Below are 14082 nucleotides of genomic sequence, written 5' to 3' on the forward strand. Positions count from 1 at the left end.
CTAATTACATATTTTCTATTTTTAACAAATGCTTTACTTTGTTAACCATCCCTTTGATTGAATTAGTATTTGCAAGAATAACGCTCTTATTAATTTTGTTTAAACCAAGCCCAACTAATATCAACCTTTGATCATACTTACGACCTATAGCACTGTGAACTTGAGTAATTTTTATATTATTGATCTTATTATTCATAACTTCACCTTACTTATACAACATTATTCATTAACTTGAATGTCAGCAGATTTTACAGATATTTCATTTACTTTTTTATCTCTTCTCATAGCAATAGATTTTGGTGATGCAAGTTTATTTAATGCATCAAATGTTGCAGAAATCATTGCGTAAACATTCGTTGAACCTATTGATTTAGCAACAATATCATGAACGCCTAAAGAGTCAAAAATTGCTCTCATAGATCCTCCGGCTATAATGCCTGTACCTGCTTTAGCTCTTCTTAAAATCACTTTAGCAGCTCCACTTTTACCGACAACGTCATGGTGAATAGTCCTATTTTGATATAACGGTACTTTCATCATTCTCTTTTTAGCGGCTTGTTTTGCCTTTCCTCGAGCTTCATTTACTTCTTTAGCTTTTCCGTGTCCCGCTCCGACTCTGCCGGCTTTATCACCGACCACTACATAAGCAGAAAAAGCAAAGCTTCTACCGCCTTTTACTACTTTTGTAACTCTATTTACATCAACTAAAACTTCACTTAAAGTCTCGTCATTTTTTTTAACTTTAGACATTACTACAACCTTATAACCTAAAATTTTATTTTCTCTCTAGCTGCATCAGCTAGCGCTTTTACAACACCGTGATACTTATATCCGCCTCTATCAAACACTACGTCTTTTATCCCTGCAGAATCAGCTTTTTTTGCTATTTCTTCGCCTACTTTGATAGCATTTTCAATATTACAATGAGATTTTTTTAATTTTTTTATTTTCTCATCTAAAGTTGAAGCAGCAGCAATCGTTATAGACTTAGAATCATCAATAATTTGTGCATATATATGTCTACCTGACTTAAATATTGATAATCTAACTCTATTAGATGTTTTAGATATTTTATGTCTTATTCTACTTCTTCTTTTTTCAAATTTTAGCTTAGCACTACGCATATTTAACTCTTAAATTTAATTTTTCTTACCTTCTTTACGCGGTATAAATTGATTTTCAAATTTAATTCCTTTTCCTTTATAAGGCTCAGGTGGTCTCTGTTTTATAATAATTGAAGCAAATTGTCCTAATTTTTCTTTATCTGTTCCCTCAAGAATAATAATATTTTGCTTAGGCATCTCTATTTTAATATCTGAAGGTATTTCAATTTTTGTATTATGGCTTTTAGCAAGCATTAAATTTAAATATTTACCTTTTACCATCGCCCTGTAACCGACTCCGTTAATTTCGAGTTTAAGCTTAAAACCTTCTTTAACGCCGGTAACCATATTTGATATTATGCTTCTTGCAGTACCCCACATAGCACGTGCATTTTTATTTGCGGCTAAAGGTTTTACTAAAAGCTTATTTTCTGCCAATGAAATTGCTATATTACCTTTAAAAGTTTTTGATAATTCGCCTTTAGGTCCGGATATTTTTACTTCTAAATCATTTAAACCAATTTTTATACCTTCAGGTATAGTAATTGGCAATTTTCCAACACGTGACATTTTTTACCTTAAAATACTTTACAAATTACTTCGCCGCCGACATTTTTAATATGAGCTTCTCTATCAGACATAACACCGTAAGGAGTAGAAAGAATATATATACCCATATTATTATAATATCCTTTCAAATCTTTAATAGCAGAATATACTCTTTTTCCAGGCTTTGATACTCTATGAATTTCGCATATAGAAGCATCGCCATTAACAGAGTATTTTAAAGCTACCTCAGTATAACTAATATTATTTTTTTGAGTAGTTATATAATCTTTTATATAACCTTCTTTTTGCAAAACATCTAAAATTGAAGTTTTAATTTTAGAACTAGGAAAAGAAACATTTATCAATTTGCTTTTATAAGCATTTCTAATTCTAGTTAACATATCTGCTACATTATCCGTCATTGACATATGATTTACCTATCGACTTTTACCAACTTGACTTAACTACACCGGGAACTAAGCCTCTGCCTATTAATTCTCTAAGCTTATTCCTCGATATACCAAACTTTCTTGTAACACCTCTTGGTCTACCTGTAAGCTCACATCTATTTCTTATTCTAGTAGATGATGAATTTCTAGGTAATTGTGCAAGTGACATTACCAAAGAAAAACGCTCTTCTAATGAAATATTTTTATCATAAATTTTACTTTTTAGTGCTAAACGTTTATTATGTAAACTTTGTGATTTTTTTTTCCTACTTTCGTTCTTTTTTATAGAACTTACTTTTGCCATTATATATATCCTAAAAATTAATTATAAAAAGGTAAATTAAACCCTGATAACAAAAATTTACTTTCTTGATCTGTTTTAGCAGATGTAACGATTGTAATATCCATACCTCTTATTGTATCGATTTTATCGTAATTAATTTCAGGAAAAACTATCTGCTCTTTTAACCCAAAAGTAAAATTCCCTTTACCATCAAAACTTTTATAAGAAAAACCGCGAAATTCTTTAACACGGGGTAATGCAACAATTACTAACCTCTCTAAAAAATCATACATTCTATCTTTACGTAATGTAACCTTGCAACCTATTTTCATATTTTCGCGTAACTTAAAAGTTGCAATAGATTTTCTTGCTAACGTTACAACCGGCTTCTGACCGGAAATCAAAGTAAGATCATTTACTGCATTATTAATTACTTTGGAATCGGCTGTTGCTTCCCCTACTCCCATATTTATCACAATTTTCTTAATTTGCGGTATTTCGTGTTTATTTTTATAAGAAAATTTTTTTTGTAAGTTTTCAATAATTTTTTGCTGATATAATTCTTTAAATCTTAACATTATTTACCTTCCTTACCAATAATTTCCCCTGATTTCTTTGCTACTCTAACCTTAGAACCGTCTTCTAAGAATTTAAAAGCTACCTTGGTAGGGTTACCGGTTTTTGGATCGATGTGTGCAATATTTGAGATATGTATAGGTAATTCTTTAGTTATTATCCCGCCTTCACTCATTTGATTAGATTTAGTATGCTTTTTTACTACATTTACTCCAGAAACAATTACTTTACTGTCCTCCGGGAAAACTTTTAATATTTTACCTTTTTTTCCTTTGTGCTTTCCGGTAATAACAACAACTTCATCACCTTTTTTTACTTTTAATTTAATCATTTATAACACTTCCTCTGCAAGCGACATTATTCTAACATATTTTTTCGCTCTAAGTTCTCTTGTAACAGGACCAAAAACTCTAGTACCGATAGGTTCATCTTGTTTATTCAAAAGCACTAATGCGTTTTGATCAAATTTTATTGTACTACCGTCAGGTCTTACTACTCCAGTCTTTGTACGAACAATCACGCCTTTATAAACATCACCCTTTTTAACCTTACCGCCGGGTATAGCGTCTTTAACAGATACAACTATAACATCACCCAGCTTTGCCACCATATGGTGAGAGCCACCTAAAACTTTAATACACATAACTTTTTTAGCACCGGAATTATCTGCAACTTCCAAGATGCTCTGCATTTGAATCATAAACTACTTCCAATTTTTTATACACGAGAAATAAAATAAACAATCTACCTTATAAAGTCAAAGATTAAAAAACTTTATTCCCCATTTACCACTACCCATGTTTTGGTTTTTGAGATAGGCCGACTTTCAATTATACTAACTTTATCTCCTTCTTGATATTTATTTTCTGAATCATGAGCAGCATATTTTTTAGATACTTTCACAAATTTTTTATAAATAGGATGCTTAAACTTTCTTTCTACTTTTACTGTAACCGTCTTATCAGCTTTTGAACTTATAACCACGCCTTGTAACACTCTTTTCGGCATTTTAATATTCCTCACTATTAGCTCTTTTTGTTAATTCAGTTTTAATACGTGCTATAGACTTTTTGACTAACGAAAACCTACTAGTATTTTTTAAATCACCTAAAGCTTGTTGAAATCTTAAATTAAACAATTCTTTTTTTAAAAGATTAAGGTTTTTATAAAGCTCTTCTATTGTTTCAGTAGATAACTTACTTCTTAATAATTTTAAATCATTCATAACGTCTCACTATTCTTGTTCTAACAGGTAATTTTGCACTTGCAAGCTCCAAAGCTCTAAGTGCAACATTTTCTTCTACCCCTTCAATTTCAAACATAATTCTTCCAGGCGAAACTCTAACTGCAAAAAATTCAGGAGAACCTTTACCTTTACCCATTCTTACTTCGGCAGGCTTTTTAGAAACGGGAACATCCGGAAAAATGCGAATCCATAATCTTCCTTGCCTTTTCATACATCTAGTAGCAGCTTTTCTTCCTGCTTCTATTTGTCTTGCAGTAACACGCCAACCATCTATAGATTTTAGACCAAATGATCCAAAAGCAAGCGTCGTACCTGCTTTTGCTGTTGAAGCAACCCTACCCTTATGAGCTTTTCTAAATTTTTGTTTTTTCGGAGCTAACATTTTAATACTTAAAATTAATTATATCTTTTATTTTCTGTATATTCACCTTTATAAATCCACACTTTAACCCCTATAACTCCATAAGTAGTTATAGCCTCAGCTGTTGAATAATCAATATCAGCTCTTAAAGTATGTAACGGCATTCTTCCTTCTATATACCATTCGGTTCTAGCAATTTCAGCACCTCCAAGTCGTCCTGAACAACTAACCCTGATACCTTGTCCACCTTGTTTAAATGACGCCTGAATTGCTGTTTTCATGGCTTTTCTAAAAGAAACTCTTTTTTCAAGCTGTAGTGCTATAGTTTGAGCTACTATAGCAGCATCTATATTAAATTTTCGAACTTCGTGAATATTTATATAAACTTCTTTTAAAGAAGTCATTTTCTCGATAGCTTTTTTTAGCTTATCAATTTCACTACCGTTTCTACCGATAATGATATTTGGTTTTTTGGCATTAATATTAATTATAATACTTTTATTAGAAGGGCGTTCAATTAAAACTCTACTAATTTGGGCTTGATTAAAACCCTTATTTATTAAATCCCTAATTTTTAAATCTTGTATAAAAAGAGTTTTATAATGTTTTTCTGCATATAATATGGAATCCCAACCTTTAATTAAAGTCGGTCCAACTCTAAAACCATGTGCACAAACTTTCTGCCCCATTTTAATTATCCTCTTTTTCTGTAACAGTTATATAAAGATTACTAAAAAACTTATTTATTCTAGTTGCTCTTCCTTTTGCTCTTGGCATAACTCTTTTCATTACTAAAGCCTTACCTACAGTCGCTTTAGTAATAACCAATCTATCTATATCTAGACCTAAATTATTTTCAGCATTTGCAACAGCAGATTGTAAACAATCTTTTACAACTTTTGCAATTCTTTTAGGAGAAAAAGTTAATTGTACCAATGCTTCAGATACTTTCATATTTCTAATAAAGGCTGCAACTAAATTGAGCTTCCTTGAACTTACTCTAATAGATTTAGCTTGTGCCGTAGCAAAATTTTTATTTTCCTGTACCATATAAATCTTTATTTTCTTTTGATTTTTTTATCTGCTCCATGACCGTGAAATGTTCTAGTAGGAGCAAACTCACCTAATTTTCTTCCAACCATTTCTTCATTTACAGAAACCGGAATAAATTTATTTCCATTATGCACAGAAAAGGTAAACCCTACAAAAATAGGTAAAATCGTTGATCTTCTAGACCAAGTTTTAATCATTTCATATTTACCTGATTCCATTAATTTTTGAACTTTCTTTATTAAATAACCGTCTACAAAAGGCCCTTTCCATATTGAACGTGCCATACTAATACCTAATTAATTTAAAATCTATTTTCTTTTCTTTACGATAAATTTTGAAGTACGTTTATTTTTACGTGTCTTCTTACCCTTTGTTGGGAATCCCCAAGGAGTAACAGGATGGCGACCTCCTGAAGTTTTACCTTCACCACCACCATGAGGGTGATCTACAGGATTCATTGCTACACCTCTAACATGCGGTCTCCAACCTAGCCATCTATTTCTACCGGCTTTGCCTAAATTAATATTTTTTTGATCCGGGTTAGATATACTACCTATAGTAGCTTTACAATCTAAAGGTACTAACCTAAATTCACCTGATCTTAATTTAATCTGAGCATATCCTGAATCTTTACCCACTAGATCTACTGAAGTACCTGCAGACCTTGCAATTTGACCGCCCTTACCGACTTTCATTTCAACATTATGTAAAGTAGTACCGATAGGAATGCATTTTAAAGGTAAACAATTTCCTATTTTTATATCAGCATCTTGACTTGATATTACTCTATCACCTACAGATAATTTTTGTGGTGCTAGAATATAAGAATATTCCCCATCTTCATATTTTATTAAAGCAATAAAAGCAGTTCTATTAGGGTCATACTCTATTCTTTCAACAATAGCAGAAATATCAATTTTATTTCTTTTAAAATCAATAATACGATATAACTTTTTGTGTCCTCCACCTCTGTGCCAAGAAGTAATTCTACCTTGATTATTTCGTCCACCGGTTTTAGATATACCTTTGGTCAAAGATTTTAAAGGTCTGCCTTTCCATAAACTAGTTTTATCAACTTGAACTAACTCTCTAAGAGAAGGAGTAATTGGATTAAAGTTTTTTAAAGCCATTTATTTAATTCCTCCGGCAAAATCGATATTATGGTCTTTTTCTAATGTAACAATAGCTTTCTTTCTATTGATTTGAGTCCCTATAATTCCTTTAAATCTTTTCTTCTTACCTTTAACGTTTAAAATATTCACTTTTTTTACTTTTACTTTAAATATTTCTTCTATAGCCTTTTTAAGGGTAAGTTTTTTAGCAAATTTATCTACATAAAAAGCGTATTTATTTTGTTCGGAAAGGGTTGTAGTTTTTTCTGTAATAATAGGTTTTCTAATTAAATCGTAGTATTTATAAGAACTCATCTTAACCTCTCTTCTAAAACACTCACTGCTTCTTGTGATAATAGGACATATTCATGTCGTATTATATCATAAACATTGGCTCCTATTTGTGGAACAATCACAGTATTATAAATATTTTTTGCAGCTAAAGAAAAATTAATATCTACTTCATTTCCATCTATTACAAAGAAACTTTTTCCTTGAAATTTGTTTAATATATTTACAAGAGCAGAAGTTTTAGGCTTATCTAACTTTAAAGAATCTATTACTAATAATTTTCCTTCAGCGCATTTCTCAGATAAAGCATGAATTAAACCAAGTTTTCGTACTTTTTTAGGTAATTTCGTTGCATGACTACGTACTCTAGGTCCATGAGCTACACCACCACCACGCATCTGTACCGATCTAAGGGAGCCTTGTCTTGCATTACCTGTACCTTTTTGCTTAAACGGTTTTTTTGTGGTTCCTAATACTTCTGATACTGTTTTAGTTTTGTGGTTACCAGACATTGCCTTAGCTCTCTGCCAATCAATAACCTGCTTTATTATATCATCTCTGATAAATTCAACAGCAAATATATCTTCATTTAAGCTAATCTCACCAACTTCTTCATTAGCAAGACTTAATATTTTAGTTTTCATCTTTATTTTAACCTTATACAGTCTTATATAAAACTTTTATATAAATAATATTGCATGGCGTTTTGTTAACGTGATAACCTTTAACCTCAACAAACATGTCTAAATATCTATTATACAGTGATTGAAATCTTTTTTATTGCATCTTTTACTGAAAGATACGAATTTTTGTGACCGGGTATACTACCCTGAATCATAATAAGCTTACGCTCTTTATCAACGGCAAATATTTTCAAATTTTGAATAGTAACTTGGTTACATCCCATATGACCGGCCATTTTTTTGCCTTTGAAAACCTTTCCTGGATCTTGTCTTTGTCCTGTAGAACCATGCGAACGATGGGATATCGAAACACCGTGAGAAGCTTCAAGACCTCTAAAATTATGTCTTTTCATACTACCGGCAAATCCTTTACCTATAGTAGTTGCCGTTATATCCACAAATTGTCCTGCCGTAAAATGGTCTACTTCTAGACTTGCTGCTATATCAATAAAATTCTCTTCAGAAATTCTAAATTCTTTTAATTTAGTTTTAGGAGATATTTTAGCATTAGCAAAAACTTGTCTCATAGGTTTGGTTACTCTAGATATTTTTTTATCTTTTACACCTATAACCAAAGCATTATATCCATGTTTTTCTAGAGTTTTATGTCCTACTACTTGACAATCATCAACTTTTACTAATGTTAAAGAAATTCTTTCGCCTTTATCATTAAAAACACTAGTCATCCCAATTTTTTGAGCAATTATACCGGTTCTCATTTATTCCCCACTCTCTAATTCAATCACTACATCAACACCTGCTGCTAAATCAACTTTACTTAAAGCATCGACCACCGCCGGATTCGGATCACCTATAACTAATAATCTTTTATGCTTTCTAATTTCAAATTGCTCTCTTGACTTCTTATGTACATGAGGAGACCTATTTACGGTAAATCTTCCAATTTTTTTAGGTAAAGGAATAGGGCCATTAATGTTAGCAAACGTTCTTTTAACAGCACTAACTATCTCTTTTGTAGCTTGATCAAGACTACGATGATCAAATGATTTTAAACGAATTTTGATTTTATTTTTCATTCAGTAAACCTAATATTTAAACAGCAAGATATTTTTTTAGACATCTTTCCACACTGTACTTCTAGAGGTAATTTGTACGTCGATCCGGCACTCGAATCCTCACGTCCGTTATATACGCTGCGGTTCTGCATTCCGTACCTCCTTCAAATTCTTCTCTATAAGCCGGTTCGGAAAAATGTCTATTACATCTTAAAATATAAATACCTATTATTAAAAAATAATAGGTATTTATAAAATCAATTAATTATTTATTTTAGTTACTACGCCGGCACCCACTGTTCTACCACCTTCACGTATAGAGAATTTCAACCCTTCCTGCATCGCAATCGGTTTAATTAATTCCACTGTAAAAGTAGCATTATCTCCAGGCATAACCATCTGCTTATCAGCAGGCAATTTTATTGTACCGGTAACATCTGTTGTTCTAAAATAGAACTGCGGACGATAGTCATTAGTAAATGGGGTATGACGTCCACCTTCTTCTTTACTAAGCACATATACTTCAGCTTCAAACTTATCATGCGGTTTTATGCTACCAGGTTTTGCGAGAACTTGTCCTCTTTCAACTTCTTCTCTTTTTGTACCGCGTAGTAATATGCCAACATTATCTCCGGCTTGTCCTTCATCAAGTAATTTCCTGAACATTTCTACACCGGTACAGGTAGTTTTTTGCGTATCTTTTAGACCGACTATTTCAATTTCCTCACCTACCTTAATTATTCCTGACTCTACTCTACCAGTTACAACAGTACCTCTTCCTGAAATAGAGAATACATCTTCTATTGGCATTAAGAAAGGTTTATCCGTAGCTCTTACAGGCTGCGGTATATAGCTATCTACTGCATCCATTAGCTCATTAATAGCTTTTTCACCTTCAGGCTTTCCTTCTAAAGCTTGAAGTGCAGAACCTTTAATAATAGGTATTTCATCACCCGGGAAACCATATTTTGATAATAATTCCCTTACTTCCATCTCTACTAGTTCTAATAGATCAGGATCATCCACCATATCTATTTTATTTAAGAATACTACCATAGCAGGCACACCTACCTGTTTTGCTAGTAATATATGCTCTCTAGTTTGCGGCATAGGACCATCAGCAGCAGAAACTACTAATATTGCACCGTCCATCTGAGCGGCACCGGTTATCATGTTCTTTACATAGTCAGCGTGTCCCGGACAATCTACGTGTGCATAGTGTCTATTTTTAGTCTCATATTCTACGTGTGCAGTAGAAATAGTTATACCTCTTTCTTTTTCTTCAGGAGCAGCATCAATTTGATCATACGCTGTAGCTTGTGCTCCACCTGTCTTAGCAAGTACTATAGTTATTGCTGCGGTTAAGGAAGTTTTACCGTGATCTACGTGACCGATCGTACCTATATTAACGTGCGGTTTAGTTCGTTCAAATTTTGCTTTTGCCATATTATTACTCTCTACAATTTTTTAGGTTTAATACAAGTTATTTTTTTATAAGTGCATTTTTTTGCTAAATTTATTTGTTACCACTATCTCTGGAGCGGGTGATGGGAATCGAACCCACACAGCCAGCTTGGAAGGCTGGAACTCTACCATTGAGCTACACCCGCATTGTGGCACTATTAATAAAATAATTTCAAAGTTATTTTGTTAACAGTGCTATATCAATTTTATTCAGATTTATAAATATACACAATTATGTTTTATTTTTAAATAAAATGATATGCTTCCCTGAACCATTTAAGTGGTGGAGGGAGAAGGATTCGAACCTTCGAACGCTTACGCGGGCAGATTTACAGTCTGCTGCCATTGACCACTCGGCCACCCCTCCTAAAGAACTTTACTGTATTAAATAGACTAATTCACTGTAAAATACAATATATAATTAGTATTAGGACTTATAAAACTTCTTGCCGAATCATCAAATAAACAAATAGCATCTTGCACATTTATTTAGTTGTAACTTTCTATAATAAATAGTAGTTTCTGTCAAGAACAAATTACTGACGGTTTTCAATAAGATGCAAAATAAAAAACTTGATTCTAAACATTGTTATTATATGTATGGGAAACATCCTGTATTTTCTGCTCTAAATAATCCAAAACGTCAAATTGACAATATTTTATGCACTAGGGAAATTTTTGAGACAAATAAAAAATTAATAGGTACTAGAGCTTATGAAATTGTTAATAACGATATTTTATCTAAATTACTGGAAAACCAAACACATCAAGGAATAGCTGCAAAAATTAGACCAATTTTTTCTTACAATTTAGAGGACATAGATATAACAAATCCAAAATGTAAAATTGCGATTCTTGATCAAATAACAGACACACAAAATATTGGCGCAATTATTCGTAGTGCCGCTGCTTTTGATATAAATGCTATAATATTACCTCAAGATAATTCTCCAAATGAAAGCGGCAGCATTGCTAAAGCGGCTTGCGGTACTTTAGAATTAATACCTATAATTAAAGTTACTAACTTACGCTCATGTATGAATTATCTTAAAAAACACGGCTTTTGGATTATAGGTCTAACAGGTTCTGCAAATGACTACTTTACCGATACATTAATTTCCGACAAAATAGTATTGGTATTTGGCTCAGAAGATAAAGGTATACGAAGATTAGTTGCAGAAACATGTGATTATTTAGCCAAAATCCCTATTTCTCAGAGAGTAGAAAGTCTTAATGTATCAAATGCCGCTTCTATAATTTTTCATTCATTACATAAATAATATTTTTAATAAATCAAATATTGTTTTTTATTTACTTCGATATAAATATTTAGTCTACTAAAATTAAAGTCATAAACTTTTATTATATCAATTAATTTGAGAGAAAAGTAATGAAAAGGGAACCAAATGAACAAATTATCGAGAGTTTTGAAAAACAATTAGACATATTTATAAATGCACTTACAGAAAAAGAGATAACAACAGCTATATTAAACAATTTTTTTGATAAAGTGATCAATAACCTCAAGAATGAAAGATTAATTAATGATATTATATTTGATATATATCAAGGTAAAACAGTAATTACTAAACCTATATATTCCGATTATATAACATCTTCCGAACCTAAATATAACGAACATTGGCAAAAATTTTATAGTTTTAATCGTAATCTTATGATAGAAAGCACATTAATATTTATTGCTAAGAATCTAAAAAAAGCTTCTTTAACAGACAAATTATATTATAGCTTTGCTAAATTAGCCCAGCAATTAGACTTGAATGCAGTAAGTGATCATTTTATGAAAAAAATAGATAATTATATAACATTTAACAATTTATGAAAAATTACAGAACCGAAAGTGATTCTTTTGGAGAAATTCAAATAGAAGAAAAATTTTATTGGGGGGCTCAAACTCAAAGATCTTTAGAAAATTTTAAAATAGGCAAGCAAAAAATGCCTGAAATTTTAATTCGTGCTCTTGCTATTTTAAAAAAATGTGCAGCACAGGTTAATCATGAGTTTGGTGATTTAGAAGCTAAAATCGCTATAAGTATAGATAAAGCCACGGATAGAATCTTAGAAGGCGAATTTGAGGATAATTTTCCTTTAGTAGTTTGGCAAACAGGTTCAGGAACACAAACAAACATGAATATGAACGAGGTTATTGCCTCTATTGCCAACGAAGAATTAACAGGCAAGAAAGGCGGCAAATCTCCGGTACATCCTAACGATCATGTTAATAAAGGACAATCATCCAACGACTCTTTTCCAACCGCTATGCATATAGCAACCGTACTTGCAACTAAACAGCAACTGATACCAGCTTTGAATAATATACTGACCTCTTTGCAGGATAAGTCAAAAGATTGGGACAAAATCATAAAAATAGGACGTACCCACTTGCAGGATGCAACTCCTTTAACTCTTAAACAGGAATTCTCCGGATATATTACACAAATAGAGTATGCTTTAGAACGCATAGAAAATGCACTACAAAAAGTTTATCTACTTGCCCAAGGAGGCACAGCAGTCGGTACAGGTATTAACTCAAAAATAGGCTTTGATATAAAATTTGCCGAGAAAGTGGCAGAGTTTACTAAACAACCCTTTAAGACGGCTCCTAATAAATTTGAAAGTCTAGCTGCTCACGACGCACTAGTAGAATTTTCAGGAACTCTTAATACTATAGCAGTTAGCTTAATGAAAATAGCAAATGATATAAGACTGCTCGGCTCCGGTCCAAGATGCGGTCTTGGTGAGCTACATTTACCTGAAAATGAACCTGGTTCTTCTATTATGCCCGGTAAAGTAAACCCTACACAAGTCGAAGCTTTAACAATGGTGTGCAGTCAGGTGATGGGGAATCATGTTACGGTTACTATTGCCGGCTCAAACGGACATCTTGAACTTAACGTATTTAAACCCGTAATAATATACAATATCCTACAATCTATAGAGCTGTTATCCAATAGCGTAAATAGCTTTGTTACTCACTGTGTTAAAGGATTAGAACCCAATATAGCACGCATTAATGATTTACGTGATAAATCTCTAATGCTTGTTACAGCTCTTAATCCACATATAGGCTATGATAATGCTGCAAAAATTGCTAAAGAAGCACATAAGCACGGGATCACTTTAAAAGAAGCAGCTAAAAAACTCAATCTTCTATCGGAAGCAAAATTTGATAAAATAGTAGTACCTGAAAAAATGGTTAGTCAATCTTAGGTTTTATACAAAGATATTAATTTAAACTATTAATATTACTGTATAAAATCTTATAAATAGGATAATATTAAATTAGTCTATTATTATATTACCTATGTGAAACAAAATTTATCTAATCAAATTAACCTACTCGAAGCAAAAACTCATTTTTCTGATCTAATACAGCGTGTACAAGACGGAGAGCAAATTACCATTTGTAAGCATAATACGCCGGTTGCAAAAATTATAACTCAAAAACCTAAAATGGATAATATAGTAGAGCAAATAAGAGAATTCCACAAAAGCAAAACATTAGAGCTCCTTATACTAATTAAAGAGCTTAGAGATGAAGGTAGACAATGGTGAATTCTAAACCGTTTATAGCCGATTGCTCCATAACTGTCTCATGGTTCTTTTATGATGAACGTGATAAATATTCAGATTTTACATTAGATTATTGTTATAAGTTTAGAGTGATAGTACCGCCTCTTTGGAGACTTGAAGTAACTAATGTAATATTAATAGCAGAAAAACGTGCTAGAATAAAATCAGTAGAGGTTATTAAAATTATAGATTTTTTAAACTCTCTCCCCCTTAATATATCAAATTTAAATTTTTCCATACATGAAATTAAACTGCAAGAGCCAACAATCTTACTACATATGATACAACTTATTTATTAACTG

27 protein-coding genes and 2 tRNA genes are annotated in these 14082 nt (G+C 31.9%); 5 read left to right on the forward strand and 24 right to left on the reverse strand.

The features are described from left to right. Positions 1-4: 4 nt before the first annotated feature. The 24 genes from rpmD to ACSFFC_RS00515 form a co-directional block, all read right to left on the reverse strand. Entirely contained in the window at positions 5-196 is a 192-nt protein-coding gene (rpmD, locus tag ACSFFC_RS00400; RefSeq protein ID WP_004997827.1) for a 50S ribosomal protein L30, read from the reverse strand. A 23-nt stretch (positions 197-219) separates the two neighbouring features. Beyond that, positions 220-750 carry a 30S ribosomal protein S5 gene (gene rpsE / locus ACSFFC_RS00405; RefSeq protein WP_004997826.1) on the reverse strand — a complete coding sequence of 177 codons (531 nt, stop codon included), beginning with the start codon at positions 748-750 and terminating at the stop codon, positions 220-222. Positions 751-767: 17 nt separating this feature from the next. Next, entirely contained in the window at positions 768-1124 is a 357-nt protein-coding gene (rplR, locus tag ACSFFC_RS00410) for a 50S ribosomal protein L18 (protein ID WP_004997824.1), read from the reverse strand. 15 nt (positions 1125-1139) lie between these two features. Then, positions 1140-1673, reverse strand: a complete 534-nt coding sequence (gene rplF / locus ACSFFC_RS00415; RefSeq protein WP_004997822.1) for a 50S ribosomal protein L6 — start codon at positions 1671-1673, stop codon at positions 1140-1142. Between the two features lie 8 nt (positions 1674-1681). Further along, complete coding sequence (gene rpsH / locus ACSFFC_RS00420) at positions 1682-2080, reverse strand: 30S ribosomal protein S8 (RefSeq protein ID WP_010977581.1); 399 nt, start codon at positions 2078-2080, stop codon at positions 1682-1684. Between the two features lie 19 nt (positions 2081-2099). Continuing rightward, positions 2100-2405 carry a 30S ribosomal protein S14 gene (gene rpsN, locus ACSFFC_RS00425; protein ID WP_008580947.1) on the reverse strand — a complete coding sequence of 102 codons (306 nt, stop codon included), beginning with the start codon at positions 2403-2405 and terminating at the stop codon, positions 2100-2102. Positions 2406-2422: 17 nt separating this feature from the next. Continuing rightward, a complete protein-coding gene (gene rplE / locus ACSFFC_RS00430) occupies positions 2423-2962 on the reverse strand; it encodes a 50S ribosomal protein L5 (RefSeq protein ID WP_010977582.1) in 540 nt (179 codons plus the stop codon). Next, the gene (rplX, locus tag ACSFFC_RS00435; RefSeq protein ID WP_004997814.1) at positions 2962-3291 is read right to left on the reverse strand and encodes a 50S ribosomal protein L24; all 330 of its coding nucleotides are present in this window, start codon (positions 3289-3291) and stop codon (positions 2962-2964) included. Before rplX ends, rplE begins: the two co-directional genes overlap by 1 nt. Further along, on the reverse strand, positions 3292-3660 hold the full coding sequence (rplN, locus tag ACSFFC_RS00440) for a 50S ribosomal protein L14 (RefSeq protein WP_004997813.1): 369 nt from the start codon (positions 3658-3660) through the stop codon (positions 3292-3294). Between the two features lie 74 nt (positions 3661-3734). Next, a complete protein-coding gene (gene rpsQ, locus ACSFFC_RS00445; protein WP_004997812.1) occupies positions 3735-3968 on the reverse strand; it encodes a 30S ribosomal protein S17 in 234 nt (77 codons plus the stop codon). A 1-nt stretch (position 3969) separates the two neighbouring features. Then, a complete protein-coding gene (gene rpmC, locus ACSFFC_RS00450) occupies positions 3970-4185 on the reverse strand; it encodes a 50S ribosomal protein L29 (protein WP_004997809.1) in 216 nt (71 codons plus the stop codon). Continuing rightward, positions 4178-4588, reverse strand: coding sequence for a 50S ribosomal protein L16 (gene rplP, locus ACSFFC_RS00455; protein ID WP_004997806.1), 411 nt, complete (start codon positions 4586-4588; stop codon positions 4178-4180). The genes rpmC and rplP overlap by 8 nt, the downstream gene beginning before the upstream one ends. 14 nt (positions 4589-4602) lie before the next feature. Beyond that, positions 4603-5256, reverse strand: coding sequence for a 30S ribosomal protein S3 (rpsC, locus tag ACSFFC_RS00460; protein WP_010977584.1), 654 nt, complete (start codon positions 5254-5256; stop codon positions 4603-4605). A gap of 1 nt (position 5257) precedes the next feature. Then, entirely contained in the window at positions 5258-5617 is a 360-nt protein-coding gene (gene rplV, locus ACSFFC_RS00465; protein ID WP_004997796.1) for a 50S ribosomal protein L22, read from the reverse strand. An 8-nt stretch (positions 5618-5625) separates the two neighbouring features. Continuing rightward, a complete protein-coding gene (rpsS, locus tag ACSFFC_RS00470) occupies positions 5626-5904 on the reverse strand; it encodes a 30S ribosomal protein S19 (protein WP_014410950.1) in 279 nt (92 codons plus the stop codon). A gap of 24 nt (positions 5905-5928) precedes the next feature. Further along, on the reverse strand, positions 5929-6750 hold the full coding sequence (gene rplB, locus ACSFFC_RS00475) for a 50S ribosomal protein L2 (RefSeq protein WP_004997791.1): 822 nt from the start codon (positions 6748-6750) through the stop codon (positions 5929-5931). Further along, the gene (gene rplW / locus ACSFFC_RS00480) at positions 6751-7047 is read right to left on the reverse strand and encodes a 50S ribosomal protein L23 (RefSeq protein WP_010977586.1); all 297 of its coding nucleotides are present in this window, start codon (positions 7045-7047) and stop codon (positions 6751-6753) included. Next, positions 7044-7667 (reverse strand): 50S ribosomal protein L4, encoded by a 624-nt coding sequence (gene rplD / locus ACSFFC_RS00485; RefSeq protein ID WP_004997785.1) that lies wholly within the window; start codon positions 7665-7667, stop codon positions 7044-7046. The genes rplW and rplD overlap by 4 nt, the downstream gene beginning before the upstream one ends. A 110-nt stretch (positions 7668-7777) precedes the next feature. Then, positions 7778-8425, reverse strand: a complete 648-nt coding sequence (gene rplC, locus ACSFFC_RS00490; protein ID WP_012151152.1) for a 50S ribosomal protein L3 — start codon at positions 8423-8425, stop codon at positions 7778-7780. Further along, positions 8426-8743: a 30S ribosomal protein S10 gene (rpsJ, locus tag ACSFFC_RS00495; RefSeq protein ID WP_010977588.1), complete on the reverse strand. Its 318-nt coding sequence runs from the start codon at positions 8741-8743 to the stop codon at positions 8426-8428. Beyond that, positions 8740-8874: a palindromic element RPE1 domain-containing protein gene (locus tag ACSFFC_RS00500; protein WP_014410951.1), complete on the reverse strand. Its 135-nt coding sequence runs from the start codon at positions 8872-8874 to the stop codon at positions 8740-8742. Before ACSFFC_RS00500 ends, rpsJ begins: the two co-directional genes overlap by 4 nt. Before the next feature lie 109 nt (positions 8875-8983). Continuing rightward, positions 8984-10168: an elongation factor Tu gene (gene tuf / locus ACSFFC_RS00505; RefSeq protein WP_004997779.1), complete on the reverse strand. Its 1185-nt coding sequence runs from the start codon at positions 10166-10168 to the stop codon at positions 8984-8986. A 90-nt stretch (positions 10169-10258) separates the two neighbouring features. Next, positions 10259-10332 (reverse strand) — tRNA-Gly (locus ACSFFC_RS00510). A 135-nt stretch (positions 10333-10467) separates the two neighbouring features. Continuing rightward, a tRNA-Tyr gene (locus ACSFFC_RS00515) sits at positions 10468-10553 on the reverse strand. 190 nt (positions 10554-10743) lie between these two features. Here ACSFFC_RS00515 and rlmB point away from each other — a divergent pair. The 5 genes from rlmB to ACSFFC_RS00540 all read left to right on the forward strand — a co-directional run bounded on the left by rlmB (position 10744) and on the right by ACSFFC_RS00540 (position 14079). Then, on the forward strand, positions 10744-11466 hold the full coding sequence (rlmB, locus tag ACSFFC_RS00520) for a 23S rRNA (guanosine(2251)-2'-O)-methyltransferase RlmB (RefSeq protein WP_014410952.1): 723 nt from the start codon (positions 10744-10746) through the stop codon (positions 11464-11466). Between the two features lie 110 nt (positions 11467-11576). Then, positions 11577-12029 (forward strand): hypothetical protein, encoded by a 453-nt coding sequence (locus ACSFFC_RS00525; RefSeq protein ID WP_012719922.1) that lies wholly within the window; start codon positions 11577-11579, stop codon positions 12027-12029. Next, complete coding sequence (gene fumC, locus ACSFFC_RS00530) at positions 12026-13417, forward strand: class II fumarate hydratase (protein WP_014410953.1); 1392 nt, start codon at positions 12026-12028, stop codon at positions 13415-13417. The genes ACSFFC_RS00525 and fumC overlap by 4 nt, the downstream gene beginning before the upstream one ends. 96 nt (positions 13418-13513) lie before the next feature. Continuing rightward, entirely contained in the window at positions 13514-13762 is a 249-nt protein-coding gene (locus ACSFFC_RS00535) for a type II toxin-antitoxin system Phd/YefM family antitoxin (RefSeq protein WP_014410954.1), read from the forward strand. Next, positions 13756-14079: a type II toxin-antitoxin system VapC family toxin gene (locus ACSFFC_RS00540; RefSeq protein WP_012151159.1), complete on the forward strand. Its 324-nt coding sequence runs from the start codon at positions 13756-13758 to the stop codon at positions 14077-14079. Before ACSFFC_RS00535 ends, ACSFFC_RS00540 begins: the two co-directional genes overlap by 7 nt. Positions 14080-14082 lie beyond the last annotated feature (3 nt).

It is taken from the genome of Rickettsia parkeri (genome assembly GCF_051427245.1).
Taxonomy (GTDB): domain Bacteria; phylum Pseudomonadota; class Alphaproteobacteria; order Rickettsiales; family Rickettsiaceae; genus Rickettsia; species Rickettsia rickettsii.